Here is a 13,792-nt window from a genome sequence, read left to right on the forward strand (position 1 = left end):
CGGCGGGGCGCGGGCCGTACGGCGGGACGCGCTCCCGGGCAGGGTGGATCTCCCGGACAGGGCGGATCAAACGCGCGCGGGAGGGCATGTCCATGAAAGGACGCATGGGGGAGGTGAGGGCCTTGAGGCGGGAACTCGGCGCCGACAGCGAGGTCGGGCGGTTGCGGACGGTCTTGTTGCACCGGCCGGGGGACGAGCTGAAACGCCTCACGCCGCGCAACAACGACAAGCTGCTGTTCGACGCGATCCCCTGGGTGGACCGGGCGCGGGACGAGCACGACGCCTTCGCGCAGACGCTGCGGGACAACGACGTCGAGGTGCTCTACCTGGCCGAGCTGCTGCAGGACACCCTGGAGTACGACGACGCGCGCCAGGAGATCATCACCACCGTGCTCGACGACCCCCGGCTGGGCGACCGGCTGCGGGCGATCGCGTGCGACCACCTGGAGGGGCTGCACCCGGAGGACCTCACCCGCACGCTCATCGCCGGGCTCGCGCACGACGAGCTGAAGACCGGCGCCGGGCTGGTGTACTCCCTGATGAGCAGGCACGACTTCGTGATCCACCCGGTGCCGAACCTGCTGTTCACGCGCGACTCCAGCGTGTGGGTGGACGGGCGCGTGGCCGTGACCAGCCTCGCCATGCCCGCCCGCCGCCGCGAGACCCAGCTCACCGAGCTCGTCTACACCTACCACCCGCGCTTCTCGGCCACGCCCCGGCTGTACGACCCGGGCCTGGAGCACCTGGAGGGCGGCGACGTGCTGCTGCTCGCCGACGGCGTGGTCGCGGTGGGCACCGGCGAGCGCACGACGCCCGCCGGGGTGGAACGGCTGGCGCGGCGGCTGTTCGAGAAGGAGGTCGCCCACACCGTGCTCGCGGTCCCGATCGCGCAGCAGCGGGCGACGATGCACCTGGACACGATCTGCACGATGGTGGACGTGGACACCGTGGTGATGTACCCCGCCGTGGCCTACTCCCTGACCGCCACCACCGTCACCCCCGGGCCCGGCGGCGAGCCGCGGGTCTCCCGCGCCAAGCCGTTCCTGGAGGCCGCCGCCCGCGCGATGGACATCGACCGCCTCAAGGTCATCGACACCGGCCTGGACCCGGTGACGGCCGAGCGCGAGCAGTGGGACGACGGCAACAACACCCTGGCCATCGAACCCCGACGCTGCATCGCCTACGAGCGGAACACCGAGACCAACGCCCGGCTGGAGATGGCCGGCATCGAGGTCATCCCCATCGCGGGCAGCGAACTGGGCAGCGGCCGGGGCGGCCCCCGCTGCATGTCCTGCCCCATCAGCCGCGACCCCGCCGCCTGACCCCTCGCGGGCGCTTCTCGGGGGTCTCGCCGCGAGCCGCCTCACGGCGGCCTTCGCGCGGCCTCCTCACGGCCTTCCCGCAGGCTTGCCGGGGGCTTCTCGCGGGCTTGCCGGGGGCTTCTCGCAGGCGTCCCGGGGGGCTTCTCGCAGGCGTCCCGGGGGCTTCTCACGGGCTTCTCGCGGGCTTCTCCGAGGGCGCGGCGGCCCGCCGTACGGACGGCGCGTCGAGGCGCGTCAGTGCTCGGCGAGCTCTTCGGCGGCCCGGGCTATTTCGGTCATGGCGGAGACCCCGTTCGGGGCGGGCCGGTCGGGCGAGTCGACCGCCGCCACCTCGGCCCAGACCGTCGTGATCGGCCCTTCGTGGGCCACCCCCCAGCTTTCGGACAGATGCTCGACGATGTCCAGCCCCCGGCCCCCCAACGAAGAGAGCCCCGGACGTCTCGCCCGAGGCTCCGTGGCCGCGCCCCCGTCGCTCACAGCCACCCTCACCCGGTCACCGGTGCAGGTCCAGGCCACCTTGACCTGCCCGGATGGAAGTGGGCGCGCGTGGCGCAGCGCGTTGCTCAGCAGTTCGCTCACCACGAGCACCGCGTCGTCCACGGCCGCTTCGCAGTGCCCCTGAGCCGCGAGATCAGCGGTGAGCCGTCGACGAGCGACGGCGACGCTGGACGGCACGTGGGGCAGCAGCATGACGCTCGACGCCCTCACCTCCCTGCGCGGCGACCCCGTCGGTAACTCCAGTCCACATGGTCCGAAATGCCCAATTTATGGTGTCATGAAACACCAGTGCTCAGGCCTCCCGCACCTCACGGGTCAGATCGTTCCCTGCTTGACGCAGTACCAAGCGCATCCGTGTGCCCGCCTTCTCGCGAGCGTGCGCGGTGACGTCCCCGCCCTGCGCCCGGGCCAGGCTCCGCACGATGTAGAGGCCCAGTCCGACCCCGCCGAACCGCCGCCGGTCACCCGCCTCACCCTGCGTGAACCGCTCGAAGACGCGCTCCCGGTCCGCCGCCGCGATGCCGATGCCCTCGTCCTCCACGTCCACCACGACGGACCCGTTCTCCGCCCACGCGCTGATCCCGATCAGGCCGCCGTCGGGGGAGTACTTCAGGGAGTTCTCCAGCAACTGGCCGAGGATCACGTCCGTCGCCAGGTTGTCCCCGCGCGCCAGCGGCAGCCCCGGCTCGACCCGCAGCTCCACCCGATGCCGGTCCGACAGCGCCGGCAGGCCCGCCGTCACCTCGTGCAGCAGCCGCGACACGTCGAACGGCCCGTCGGCCACCGCCAGCTCGCCCGTGCCCGCCCGCGACCCCAGCAGCAGGTGCTCCACCAGCCGCGACAGCGCCCCGGCCCGGTCGGCGATCGTGCGCACCGCGTCCCGCCGCTCGGCGTCGGTGAGCATGTCCCAGCGGGCGGCCAGCGTGCTCGCGAAGCCCCGGACCACGGTGATCGGCGTGCGCAGCTCGTGGGAGGTCGTGGCCAGGAACAGGTCCTTGGCCTCCTCCAGCTCCTTGGCCCGGGTCACGTCGCGGAAGTCCACGACCGTCTCCCCGGTCTCCTCGATCTCCGCGCGCAGGACGTCCAGCCACCGCCCGTTCGCGAGCTGGCAGGTCAGCTTCTCCCCCGGCGCGGGCAGCGGGAACGGCGGCGGGTGCCCGAGCACGTCGGTCCGCGCCAGCCCCGTCAGCTCCCGCGCCGCCGGGTTCCACTGGCGCACCAGGCCCGCGTCGTCGAGTACGGCGATGCCGTCCGCGCTGGCGTCGAACACCGCCCGCTCGTGCGCGCGCTGGCGCACGGCCTCCTGGTAGGCCATGGCGTTGCGGACCGCGATGCCCGCGTGGGCGGCGAGCAGCTCCAGCAGCTCCAGCTCGACGTGGCCCACGCGGCCCTTGGCGAAGAGGGCGTAGAGCGCGCCGTACGGCCGCCCGCCCACGGTGGTCAGGCCCAGCGCGATCGTGTGCAGGCCGGGGAGCTGCGACCAGATCAGCTCGTCCAGCGGCGCGTTGTCGTGGGTCGCGAGCATGACCGGCTTGCCGGTGCGCAGCAGCTCGCCGACCAGGCTGCCGTGCAGCGACGCCGTGGCCCCGCGCAGCGGCTCGGGCATGCGGTGCGCGCCGACCAGGCGCAGCCGGTCCCCCTCGATCTGCACGAAGCCGCCCGCGTCCGCCCCGGTCAGCTCGGTCAGGCTGGCGGCGATGCGGTCGAGCACGGCGGGCAGGTTGAGCGCGGAGTTGATGTCGCCCACCACGTCGTTCAGGCGGCTCACCAGGCGGGCGCGCTCGGCCATGCGGTGGCCGGCGACCTCCTCCTCCGCGACCGTGTGGTAGACGCTCACCCAGCCCATCTGCTCGCCCGCCGCGCCGAGCAGCGCGCTCGTGTCCACGCGCACGTCCAGCAGCGTGCCGTCGCGGCGCAGCCGCCGGGTGCGCAGCGAGACCGACCCGCCCGCGCGGACGCGTTCGAGCACCGCGCTGCGCTCGGCCATCAGCTCTGTGGGCACGATCGGCAGGCGGCGGCCGCGTACCTCGCCGGCGGACCAGCCGAACAGCCGCTCCGCCGCGGGATTCCAGACCAGCACCGTGAGGTCGTCGCCGACGGCGACGACCGCGTTCGCCGCGCTAGCGACGACCGCCTGCTCCACGTGGAGGTCGAGGGTGCGGTCCACAGCCCTAATCGTGCCCCTTCACGAATCTTGATCATGTCCTTTTTCGGACATCCGTTGACGCGCGCGAGCGCCGGACATGAAAGGGTAAGCAGCATGTCATCCGGCGACCTTGAGGCCCTCCTGAGGGTCACCGCTCCCGGCTACCAGCCGGAGTCGGCCCCCGACACCGCGTTCGGGACGGCCGAGACGCCCGTGGGCGTGCTCGTGGTCGCCGTGACCAACCGCGGCGTCGTGGCCTGCAGTTACGAGGACGAGAACGTCGTCTTCGAGCGCCTGGTCCGCGAGGTCGGCTCCTTCATCGGCCCCGACCCGCGCCGCATCGACCCGGTCCGCCGCGAACTCGACGCCTACTTCGCCGGCCGCCTCCGCACCTTCTCCTCCCCCATCGACCTCCGCCTGGCCTCCTCCTTCAGCCGGGCCGTCCTGCAGTCGCTGGCCGCCATCCCGTACGGCGCCACGCAGACGTTCGCCGACGTCGCCGCCCGCCTGGGCCGCCCCCAGGCCGTACGCGCGGTGACCAACGCCGTCACGGCCAACCCGGTCTGCCTCCTGGTCCCCTGCCACCGGGCCGTCGAGTCCCCGGACAACCCGGGCGCCTACGCCGGCGGTCCCGAGGCCAAGCAGCGCCTCCTGGCCCTCGAATCGGCCCGCTAGCCCCGCCGGCCCCTCCCCGGACGCTCCGCGCGACTCGCCCGGGAGGGCGGCTCGCGAGATTTCCTTCCCTCCCCTCCCCGGCGCGGGTCGGCGCCGTCTCGGAGATCGCATGACCCAGGGCGGCCCGGGGTCCGCCGGGCCGCCCGTGACATCGAGCCCGCGGCTCAGTCCTCCTTCACCGAGCCGGCGGAGGCCCGGCGGAAGGGGGCGAGGAGAAGGGTCACCAGGCCCGCGACCAGGAACGCGGCCAGGGCCGCGCTCATCCAGGGCCGCGGGGTGAAGCCGATGAGGTCGCGCGCGCCGTTCCAGACGGAGGCCCACCAGGAGATCGCGGAGGGCGGCGTGATGAGCCAGTACGCCGCGAAGCCCAGCAGCCACGGCAGGAGCATCAGCGGGCGGGACGGGGCCGTCGCCGAGGTGTTCCAGCGGGTGCGGCCGCTGAGCAGGAAGTAGTCCACGACCAGCACCGCGAACATCGGGACGAACACCGAGCCGATCATGGCGAGGAACGCCATGTAGTCGTCCAGCGTGACGGTGATCGCCAGGACCGTGGTGATCAAGCCGATGACGACCGACAGGACGCGGCGGTCGGCGAGCGGGCGCAGGTTCTGCACGGACACGGCGGCGGAGTAGACGTTGGCGAACGACTGGTCCACCTCGCGCAGCACCAGGACGCCGAAGAAGATCCCCAGCCAGAGCGGCGTCACGAACGGGTCCCACACCTTGTTCGCGTCGTTGCCGACGAGCGCGAGCGCCCCGACGCCCAGGACCAGGCACGCGACCTGCGCGATCGTGTACCCGCCGACGGCCCCGGCGAAGGCGGCCCGGCTCGACCGCGAGTGCCGCGCGTAGTCCGCCGCGACCGGCACCCACGACACCGACAGCGCGATCACGTAGTCCACGGCCGCCGGGAACCCGGTCCACGACCCGGTGGGCAGCGACGGCCCCCGGGAGAAGACCGCGATCGACAGCACGACCATGGCGACGACCACGCCGGCCGTGACGTACCGCCGCAGGATGCGCACGGCCCCCAGCGGGCGGATGGTCAGCGCCGTGGTGATCACGCCCGCGAGCACGACCCAGGCCCACCGGGGAAGCGCGTCCCCGAAGATCGCCTCGGCCCCGCCCGCGATGACGACCAGCTCGAACGTGCCCCAGCCGAGCATCTGCACGATGTTCAGCACGGTCGGCACGTACGACAGCCGGGCCCCGAAGAGCCCCCGCAGCAGCACCATCGACGGCGCTCCGGTCCGCGCCCCGGGCACCGCCGCGAGGCCCACCATGGCCGTCCCGATCAGGCTGCCCACGACCGCGGCGGCGATCGCGGCGGCGAACGTGAGCGCCGGCAGCGACGTGCTCGGCGCGATCAGCGACACGGCCCCGGAGAACCCCAGCAGGCTGACCCCGAGGTTCGCCCAGAAGGCCCCTTGGTCCAGCACCCCGAGCGTCTTCGGCGGAGCCTCCGCCAGCGTCAGCGGAACCTCGGCATGCTGGGACTTTTCGACGACAGCGGTCATCGCACGCTCCCTACGCCGGCATTACCCGGACAGGTTCTGCGGTCGGCAGCGGCGGTAGCTGCCCTCTCAGCCCGGTTGCCCCGGACTCCCGCGGTGGTTGTGAAGGTTGTGGCCCAATGATGCCCCATCGTCCGGATACGTGACCACACCCCCCTGCCCGCCGTACGGCACGGCGCCGGCGAGGCGATCGCGAGGGGCGGGGGTCGGGGCGGGTGTTCTGGGTACGCGAGCGGAGGTACGGACGTTCGGGGGGGTGCGTGGTGATCGTCGCTATCAAGGGCGCCGGCAGGATGGCGCGGGGCATCGGGACGCGGGCGCTGGCCGGAGGGCACGAGGTGCACCTGCTGGACGACGACCCGGAGCGGGCCGAGCGGCTCGCGGCGGAGCTGGCGCCGCACGCGGCGATCGCGCAGGTCCAGGCCGTCGCGGACCTGGGCGACGCGGACCTGGTGGTGGTCGCGACGCCGTATCCGGCGGGCCGCGACTACGTGGCCGGGCTCGGCGACCTGGTGAACGGCGCGGTGGTCGTGGACATCAGCAACCCCGTGGACTTCACCACGATGGACGGGCTCCGGACGCCCCCGGGGACGTCCGCCGCCGAGGAGATGGCCGCCGCGAGCCCGGGCGCGCGGGTGGTGAAGGCGTTCAACACCACCTTCGCCAAGACGCTGGAGACGGGCGAGGTGGCGGGCAGGCCGCTGGACGTCTTCCTGGCCGGCGACGACACGAGGGCCAAGGAGATGGTCGCCGACCTGGTGGAGTCGGGCGGCATGCGCCCCATCGACGCCGGCCCGCTGCGGAGGGCGCGCGAGCTGGAGGCGTTCATGTTCCTCAACCTCACCCTCCAGGACCGGCTGGGCCTGAACCAGGAGAGCGCGATCAAGATCCTCTCATAGCCCGGCGCGCCACCTCGGGCGGCGAAGGGGACGCCGGACGGCGAAGAGGGCGTCAGGCGATGAAGGGGACGCCGGACGGCGAAGCGGGCGTCAGGCTACGAAGCGGGTGTCAGGCGACGAAGGGGGCGTTCCCGCCTTCGCTCTCCATCTCACGGCCCGCCGACGCCCAGCCCTGCATGCCGTCGCCGACGTTGACGGCCTTCCAGCCCGCGTTGTTCAGCGCGGCGGTCACGGCGGCCGAGCGCGCGCCGGACCGGCAGATCACGTAGACGTCCCGGTCCTGGGGGATCTCCCCGGCCCGCGCGTTCAGCTCGCCCATCGGGATGTGCACCGCGCTCCCCGCGTGGCCCGCCGCCCACTCGTCGGGCTCGCGGACGTCGAGCAGGTAGGCGTCGTCGGGTACGGCTGCCGCGGGCACGGCCGGGACGTTGTTCATCCCCCCATTATCGGCGAGGGGTCAGAGCTTCTTCGACTTCGCCACGGCGATCACCACCACGGCGACCACGACGGCGACGAGGCCCAGCATGAGCAGGAACTTCAACGCCGTGAAGACCCACCCCAGCATCCCGAAGAACACGTAGACCGCGAGCAGGACGCCCAGAATCATGAGGATTTTCCGACCCATCCCGCCACCGTACGCCCCCGGCCCCCGCCCCGCGACCCCAAGATCGTCTCTCCGTCTCTTCCCGGTCGGCCCGTCCCCGGTCCTCGTCTCCGGTCCCCGTCTCCGGTCCTCGTCCGCTGGGAGCCCGGCCTCCGGAGTCGTCGCCCGCGCCGTCCTTCCGCCGCGATCCCCTGTGGTGCCCGGAAGCGGGCGAATCTTACGGAGTCATGACGAGGCGGCGATCGGGCCGCTTTCAGGGCATACCGTGGGCCCCAGGGCGTCCCCGGCTCCGCCGAGGGCCGCCCGCCGTACCGGGGCGTGCGGGAGCGGGCGGGACCGGGAGGATGGTGGCGATGGGTGGCGGCTCCGCGGCCAGGATTCTCGTGGTCGAGGACGATCCGACGGTGGCCGAGGTGGTGACGCGGTACCTCGAACGCGACGGGCACCGGGTCGAGTCCGTGGGCGACGGGGCCGAGGCGCTGCGGCGGGCCCTGGCCAGCCCGCCCGACCTGCTCGTCCTCGACCTGATGCTGCCCGGGGTGGACGGCCTGCAGGTGTGCCGCAAGCTGCGGGAGCGCTGGCCCGTTCCGGTGATCATGCTGACCGCCCTGGGCGAGGAGATCGACCGCGTGGTCGGGCTGGAGACCGGCGCCGACGACTACGTCACCAAGCCGTTCAGCCCGCGCGAGCTGGCCCTGCGCGTGCAGTCGGTGCTGCGGCGCGCCCGCGGGGCCATGGTCACCGGCGGCACCGGGGTGCTGCGCGACGGGAACCTCCTGGTGGACGTGGGGGCGCACGAGGTACGGCTCGGCGCGGAGGAGATCTCGCTCACCGCGCGGGAGTTCGACCTGCTGGCGTTCCTCATGCGCAACCCGAGACAGGCGTTCAGCCGGAACGCGCTGCTGGAGCAGGTCTGGGGCTGGTCCTTCGGCGACTCCTCCACGGTCACCGTCCACGTCAGGCGGCTGCGCGAGAAGATCGAGAAGGACCCGACCGCCCCCGCGCGGATCGTCACGGTATGGGGTGTCGGCTACCGGTACGAACCGGAGGACGACGACTGATGCCGATGCCCCTCGGGGAGATCCTGTGGATCGTCTTCGTCGCCTGCGGGGTCGGCGGGATCGGGCTCGGGCTGGGCCTCGCCCTCCTGCGCGCCACCCGGCACCGCTCGATCGCCCACATGCTGTGGGTCGTCGCGGTCGTCACGGTCGTGTCCATGCAGGCCGGAATCCTGTGGATCACGTTCGAGATGATCGTCGAGGGGCACGCGAGGGATCTCGTCCTCACCGTGACCGTCGCCGCGGGGCTCGTCGGCGCGGCCGTCTCCGCGGCGCTCGGCCGCAAGATCGTGGCCGCCAACCGCCGCCTGCTCGCGGCCGTGCGCGACGTGCCGGACGGCGGCTTCGTCCCGCCCGGGGGCACGCTGCCCGGCGAGCTGGCCGCCCTGTCGGACGCGTTCGCGGTGACGTACGAACGGCTCGGCGAGGCGCGCTCCCGCGAGCGGGCGCTGGAGAGCAGCCGCCGCGAGCTGGTCGCCTGGGTGAGCCACGACCTGCGCACCCCCCTCGCGGGCCTGCGCGCCATGGCCGAGGCGCTGGAGGACGGCGTCGCCGCCGACCCCGAGACGGTCACGCGCTACCACTCCCAGATCCGCCAGGAGGCCGACCGGCTGGCCGCCATGGTGGACGACCTCTTCGAGCTCTCCCGCATCCACGCCGGGGCGCTCCGCCTCTCGCGCAGCCGCGTCGGCCTCGACGACCTCCTCGCCGACACCCTCGCCGGCGTCGAGCCGCTCGCGCGGGCCAAGGGAGTGCGCCTGACCGGCTCGGCCGAGCCCGCCCTCCCCGTCGAGGTCGACGCCGCCGAACTGGGCCGGGCCCTGCGCAACCTCGTCGTCAACGCGGTGCGCCACACCCCCGACGACGCCGCGGTCACGGTCTCGGCCACGGCCCGGGGCGAGACGGTGACCGTGACCGTCGCCGACTCCTGCGGCGGGATCCCGGAGGAGGATCTGCCGAGGGTCTTCGACGTCGCCTTCCGCGGCGAGGCCGCCCGCACCCCCGGCGGCGGCGCCGGCCTCGGCCTCGCGATCGCCCGGGGCATCGTCGAGGCCCACGACGGCGTCATCGGCGTCACCAACACCGGCCCCGGCTGCGCCTTCACCATCCAGCTCCCCCGCTCCGCCTGACCCGCGCCGCGCCTGACCCGCGCCGCGCCCGCCCCGCGCCCGCACCGCGCCTGCCCCGCGCCCGCACCGCGCCCGCGCCGCGCCGCGCCGCGCGTCGCCGTACGGCGCGACGCCCGCGCCCGCCCGCCGTACGGCATGACGGCTCGCCCCTGGCCGCGGGTACGGCGTGACGCCCCGGACGCCTCGCCGTACGGCATGACGCCGCGGCGTGGCCCGCCGTACGACGGGACCGTCCGGCCCGGTTCGGGGAAGGAGCGCGGGCTAGTCGGTGATGCCGAGGGGGAGGTCGTCGTCGCGGGGGCCGAGGGTGGCGATGAAGTCGCGCATGCCCTCGTGGAAGCCCACCGTCGGGCGAAAGCCCAGGTCGTGCGTGGCGCGGGCCGGGGAGGCCACGATGTGCCGCGCGTCGCCGAGCCGGAACGCCCCGGTGATCAGAGGGGCCGGGCCGCCCGTGGCCGCCGCGAGGGCCCGCGCGACGTCGGCCACCGTGTGGGGTTCCCCGCTGGCGATGTTGTACGGCGTGAGCCTGCCCTCGGCGCCGCCGTCCAGGGCGCACAGGTTCGCCGCCGCCACGTCGTACACGTGGACGAAGTCCCGCATCTGCGCGCCGTCCTCGTAGACGCGCGGCGCGCGCCCGGCCGTGAGGGCGTCGCGGAAGGTCGCCACCACCCCGGCGTACGGCGTGTCGCGGGGCATGTGGGGCCCGTAGACGTTGTGATAGCGCAGTGCGACGGCCGTGCCCCCGGTCTCGCGGGCCCAGACGCCGGCCAGGTGCTCCTGCGCGACCTTGCTCGCGGCGTACCCGTTGCGGGGCTCGAGCGCGGCGTCCTCGTCGATCGGGGCCGGGCGCAGCGCCTCCTCGCACCGCGGGCAGCGTGGCTCGAACACGCCCCGCGACAGGTCCCCGACGTCGCGCGCCCCCGGCCGCACGCGCCCGTGCTCGGAGCAGTCGTAGGAGCCCTCGCCGTACACCACGACCGAGGAGGCCAGGATGAGGCGCGGCACGCCCCGGCGGGCCATCGCGGCCAGCAGGGTGGCGGTGCCGAGGGTGTTCGCCGAGGCGTACGCCGGGAGTTCGGTCACGTCGAGGCCGAGGCCGACCATCGCGGCCTCGTGGAACACCGCGTCCACGCCGTCCAGGAGCTCGTCGAGCAGGCGCTGGTCGCGCACGTCGCCGACGCGAAGGTCCAGCTCGCGCGGGAGGTGGCGGGGCGCGGCGGGGTGGGCCGCGGGGTGGAGCGAGTCCAGGCCGAGCACCTCGTGACCTCTTGCGACGAGGTGCCCGGCGAGGTGGCCGCCGATGAATCCGGCGGCCCCGGTAACGAGCACTTTCACGGTTCGAGCCTAGGTAGCCGGAGGCGCCGGCGCGCGTTCAGGCCGTGCCGGTTCCCGATCCGTAAGGAGTCCGGTCGCCGAAGCACTCGCGGATCGCGCGGTAGGTCGGGCACGGCCAGCGCCACATGCAGCTCCGGCAGCGCAGGATCGGATTGCGTGTGTCACTGGTGATCCCGCCCGCGTCGCGCGGCCGGTGGAGCTCGAGCAGGCGCAGCCCGAGCGAGGCCAGCGCGAGCAGCTCCTCGCGTGCCGTTGAGAGGAACAACAGGTCTTCTCTGGCGAGTTTCGCCGATACCTGGACGTATCCCTCCCGATTTATCAATCCCTGTAATCGTCGCGTCTCGGCGCCCCAGGGCGCCGCCTTCTCCGTGTTGACGAGGACCGCCTCCAGCCGCTCACGCAGCCGGTCGCGCTCCGGATCGCCGGGCTCTTCGGTGTTCATGCTCTCCAGTCGGCCCCCGTGTCGTCGGTCGTCCACGCCTGCCTCCCGGGCGTCCGATCAGCCGTACGGCGTCGCGGGGCCGGACCGGGGAGTCGCGCGCCTTGTCCCCGGGCCGGCCCAACATCCCGCCGGGGGTGTGCAGGGAAACGACAGGCGTCGCGCCCGGCGCTCCAGGCGGGGCTTGCTCTGGGTCAAGATTCGCATACCCAGTGTTATCCCGTTGCCCAAACGCCCCATCCCCTTGTCGATCTTGTGGATGAAGAAGTGAGAAAGCACGCATCACGGCAAGGACGTGGCCTTGAGGCCTCTTCGCGCGTTACTGTGCCCGCGTGGAGCTCAAGGTCTCGACTCGGTCTCATGCCGGCAACACGATCATCGCTGTATCCGGAGAAATCGACCTATATACCGCACCCCGTCTCCAGGCGGAGTTCACCCGGCTGCTCGCCGAACGACCCGACCGTGTCGTCATCGACATGGCCGGGGTCGAGTTCTGCGACTCGACGGGGATGAACGTCCTGCTCTCCGCCCTGAAACGGCTCAAGGAGGCCGGAGGGGTGCTGGAGGTGGCCTCGCCCCGCCCCGCCGTACGCAAGATCCTCCAGGTCACCGGCCTGGACTCGGTGTTCATCGTCCACGACGAGCTGCCCGCGGAGTTGTCCCAGCCCTGAGGGGCGCGTGTGGCCGTTACCATCACTTGACATGGACTCCGCTGGCGACATCGCCGTAATCATCCCCGCCAAGGACGAGGCCGACCGCGTCACCGCGACGGTGTCCGCGGCGCGATCGCTGCCCGGAGTCGATCTGGTCGTCGTCGTCGACGACGGCTCGGACGACGCCACCGGCGAGGCCGCCCGCGCGGCCGGGGCGCGCGTGATCCGGCACAGCCGCAACAAGGGCAAGGCCGCCGCCATGGAGAGCGGCGCGGAGGCCGTGCGCCTGCTCGACGAGGGCCGCGACCGCCCGCGCCACCTGCTGTTCCTGGACGCCGACCTGGGCGAGTCCGCCAAGGCCGCGGCTCCCCTCATCGAGCCCGTGCGCGCTGGCGAGGCCGACATGACCATCGCCCTCTTCCCCGCGGACCGCCCCAAACTGGGCGGTCACGGCTTCGTCGTACGGCTGTCGCGCGACGGCATCCGCCGCGCCACCGGCTGGGAGGCCGCCCAGCCGCTGAACGGCCAGCGCTGCCTGACCCGCGCGGCCTTCGACGCGGCGCTCCCCCTGGCGCACGGCTTCGGCGTCGAGACCGCCCTCACGATCGACCTCCTCCGCAAGGGCATGCGCGTCCAGGAGGTCGAGGTCCCCCTGTCCCACCGCGCCACCGGCACCGACTGGCGCGCCCAGGCCCACCGCGCCCGCCAGTTCCGCGACGTGGCCCTGGCCCTGGCCACCCGCGAGCCCACCGTCGCCCGCAACCTCGCCAAACTCAAGCCCTCCGCCAAACCCCCCCACCCCACCCCCTGAAGTCCCACGCCCCGTCCCGAACTCCGCCCCCAGATCCCGACCAGAGATCGCACGCCGAAACCACCGAGAGCGCCTCCTCACGGAGCGCTTCCCCCATGCGCCTTCCTCGGACGGCGCTACCCCGCGGCTCTTCCCCACGCGGAGTTCCCTCGCGCGGAGTTCCCTCGCGCGGCGTCCCCCCGTGCGGCGTTCCCTCGCGTGGGGGCGCCTCGCGGGGGCTCCCCTCGCGTCTCACGTTCTCTCGTCGTGATCATGCAGTTTTAATCACAGGGTGTGCGTAAAACTGCATGATCACGGCGAGGTTCGGGCTGCCGAGGAGTCGGCGCGGGCGAGCGTGCTCCCCTCGGGAGCCGCTTCCTCGGGCCGCGCTTCCTCGGGCCGCGTTTCTGGGGGCGACGCTTCCCGTGGTGGCGTTTCCTGGGGTGGCGTTTCCGCGCGCCGTGTCTTCCCTGGTGGCGCTTCCTCGCGTAGCGCCTCCTCCCGTGAGGCTTCCTTGGGCGGGGCTTCCTTGGGTGGCGCTGCCCCCGTGGGGCTCCCCTTGCGTGGGGCTCCCCTTGCGTGGGGCTCCTCTCGTGGGGGGCTTCCTCGGGGCTCGCGTTCTCTCGGCCTGATCTTGCAGTTCTGATCACAGGGTGTGCGTGAAAGTGCACGATCACCGGGGGGGCGGGGTGGCGGGAGTCGGCGGGGGTGAGATCCGCTGCTCGGGGT

Annotated in this window: 14 protein-coding genes and 1 riboswitch; of the genes, 7 read left to right on the forward strand and 7 right to left on the reverse strand. The window is 73.2% G+C overall.

The genetic code is table 11. The features are described from left to right. The first annotated feature begins 122 nt into the window (after nucleotides 1–122). Nucleotides 123–1,322, forward strand: a complete 1,200-nt coding sequence (locus tag D5H75_RS17570) for an arginine deiminase (protein WP_242454303.1) — start codon at nucleotides 123–125, stop codon at nucleotides 1,320–1,322. 234 nt (nucleotides 1,323–1,556) lie between these two features. On the opposite strand, the gene D5H75_RS17575 is transcribed toward D5H75_RS17570, so the two are convergent. Together D5H75_RS17575 and D5H75_RS17580 are read right to left on the reverse strand one after the other, a co-directional pair. After that, complete coding sequence (locus D5H75_RS17575) at nucleotides 1,557–2,012, reverse strand: ATP-binding protein (protein ID WP_242454304.1); 456 nt, start codon at nucleotides 2,010–2,012, stop codon at nucleotides 1,557–1,559. A 100-nt stretch (nucleotides 2,013–2,112) separates the two neighbouring features. After that, the gene (locus D5H75_RS17580) at nucleotides 2,113–3,987 is read right to left on the reverse strand and encodes a PAS domain S-box protein (protein WP_119927525.1); all 1,875 of its coding nucleotides are present in this window, start codon (nucleotides 3,985–3,987) and stop codon (nucleotides 2,113–2,115) included. A 93-nt stretch (nucleotides 3,988–4,080) separates the two neighbouring features. On the opposite strand from D5H75_RS17580, the gene D5H75_RS17585 reads away from it, so the two are divergent. Next, nucleotides 4,081–4,641, forward strand: a complete 561-nt coding sequence (locus D5H75_RS17585; protein ID WP_119927526.1) for a methylated-DNA--[protein]-cysteine S-methyltransferase — start codon at nucleotides 4,081–4,083, stop codon at nucleotides 4,639–4,641. Between the two features lie 164 nt (nucleotides 4,642–4,805). Here D5H75_RS17585 and D5H75_RS17590 read toward each other — a convergent pair whose 3' ends face one another. Then, a complete protein-coding gene (locus D5H75_RS17590; RefSeq protein WP_119927527.1) occupies nucleotides 4,806–6,158 on the reverse strand; it encodes a purine-cytosine permease family protein in 1,353 nt (450 codons plus the stop codon). Continuing rightward, a riboswitch (TPP riboswitch) is annotated at nucleotides 6,148–6,260 on the reverse strand. Its footprint overlaps the gene before it by 11 nt. Before the next feature lie 155 nt (nucleotides 6,261–6,415). On the opposite strand from D5H75_RS17590, the gene D5H75_RS17595 reads away from it, so the two are divergent. Next, nucleotides 6,416–7,054 (forward strand): NADPH-dependent F420 reductase, encoded by a 639-nt coding sequence (locus D5H75_RS17595; protein WP_202638242.1) that lies wholly within the window; start codon nucleotides 6,416–6,418, stop codon nucleotides 7,052–7,054. Between the two features lie 109 nt (nucleotides 7,055–7,163). Here D5H75_RS17595 and D5H75_RS17600 read toward each other — a convergent pair whose 3' ends face one another. Both D5H75_RS17600 and D5H75_RS41635 read right to left on the reverse strand, forming a co-directional pair. Next, the gene (locus D5H75_RS17600; RefSeq protein ID WP_119927528.1) at nucleotides 7,164–7,490 is read right to left on the reverse strand and encodes a rhodanese-like domain-containing protein; all 327 of its coding nucleotides are present in this window, start codon (nucleotides 7,488–7,490) and stop codon (nucleotides 7,164–7,166) included. 21 nt (nucleotides 7,491–7,511) lie between these two features. Further along, on the reverse strand, nucleotides 7,512–7,679 hold the full coding sequence (locus D5H75_RS41635) for a hypothetical protein (protein WP_202638243.1): 168 nt from the start codon (nucleotides 7,677–7,679) through the stop codon (nucleotides 7,512–7,514). 332 nt (nucleotides 7,680–8,011) lie between these two features. On the opposite strand from D5H75_RS41635, the gene D5H75_RS17605 reads away from it, so the two are divergent. Together D5H75_RS17605 and D5H75_RS17610 are read left to right on the forward strand one after the other, a co-directional pair. After that, a complete protein-coding gene (locus D5H75_RS17605) occupies nucleotides 8,012–8,719 on the forward strand; it encodes a response regulator transcription factor (RefSeq protein WP_119927529.1) in 708 nt (235 codons plus the stop codon). After that, nucleotides 8,719–9,846: a sensor histidine kinase gene (locus D5H75_RS17610; protein ID WP_242454305.1), complete on the forward strand. Its 1,128-nt coding sequence runs from the start codon at nucleotides 8,719–8,721 to the stop codon at nucleotides 9,844–9,846. The genes D5H75_RS17605 and D5H75_RS17610 overlap by 1 nt, the downstream gene beginning before the upstream one ends. Before the next feature lie 261 nt (nucleotides 9,847–10,107). Here the strand turns inward: D5H75_RS17610 and D5H75_RS17615 are convergent, their stop codons facing one another. Further along, nucleotides 10,108–11,181, reverse strand: coding sequence for an NAD-dependent epimerase/dehydratase family protein (locus D5H75_RS17615; protein WP_119927530.1), 1,074 nt, complete (start codon nucleotides 11,179–11,181; stop codon nucleotides 10,108–10,110). A gap of 37 nt (nucleotides 11,182–11,218) precedes the next feature. After that, complete coding sequence (locus D5H75_RS17620) at nucleotides 11,219–11,623, reverse strand: hypothetical protein (protein ID WP_119927531.1); 405 nt, start codon at nucleotides 11,621–11,623, stop codon at nucleotides 11,219–11,221. A gap of 329 nt (nucleotides 11,624–11,952) precedes the next feature. On the opposite strand from D5H75_RS17620, the gene D5H75_RS17625 reads away from it, so the two are divergent. Together D5H75_RS17625 and D5H75_RS17630 are read left to right on the forward strand one after the other, a co-directional pair. Next, entirely contained in the window at nucleotides 11,953–12,291 is a 339-nt protein-coding gene (locus D5H75_RS17625; RefSeq protein ID WP_119927532.1) for an STAS domain-containing protein, read from the forward strand. Nucleotides 12,292–12,322: 31 nt separating this feature from the next. Continuing rightward, a complete protein-coding gene (locus D5H75_RS17630; RefSeq protein ID WP_119927533.1) occupies nucleotides 12,323–13,084 on the forward strand; it encodes a glycosyltransferase in 762 nt (253 codons plus the stop codon). Nucleotides 13,085–13,792 lie beyond the last annotated feature (708 nt).

Origin of the sequence: Bailinhaonella thermotolerans, assembly GCF_003594875.1 — a bacterium.
GTDB lineage: Bacteria > Actinomycetota > Actinomycetes > Streptosporangiales > Streptosporangiaceae > Bailinhaonella > Bailinhaonella thermotolerans.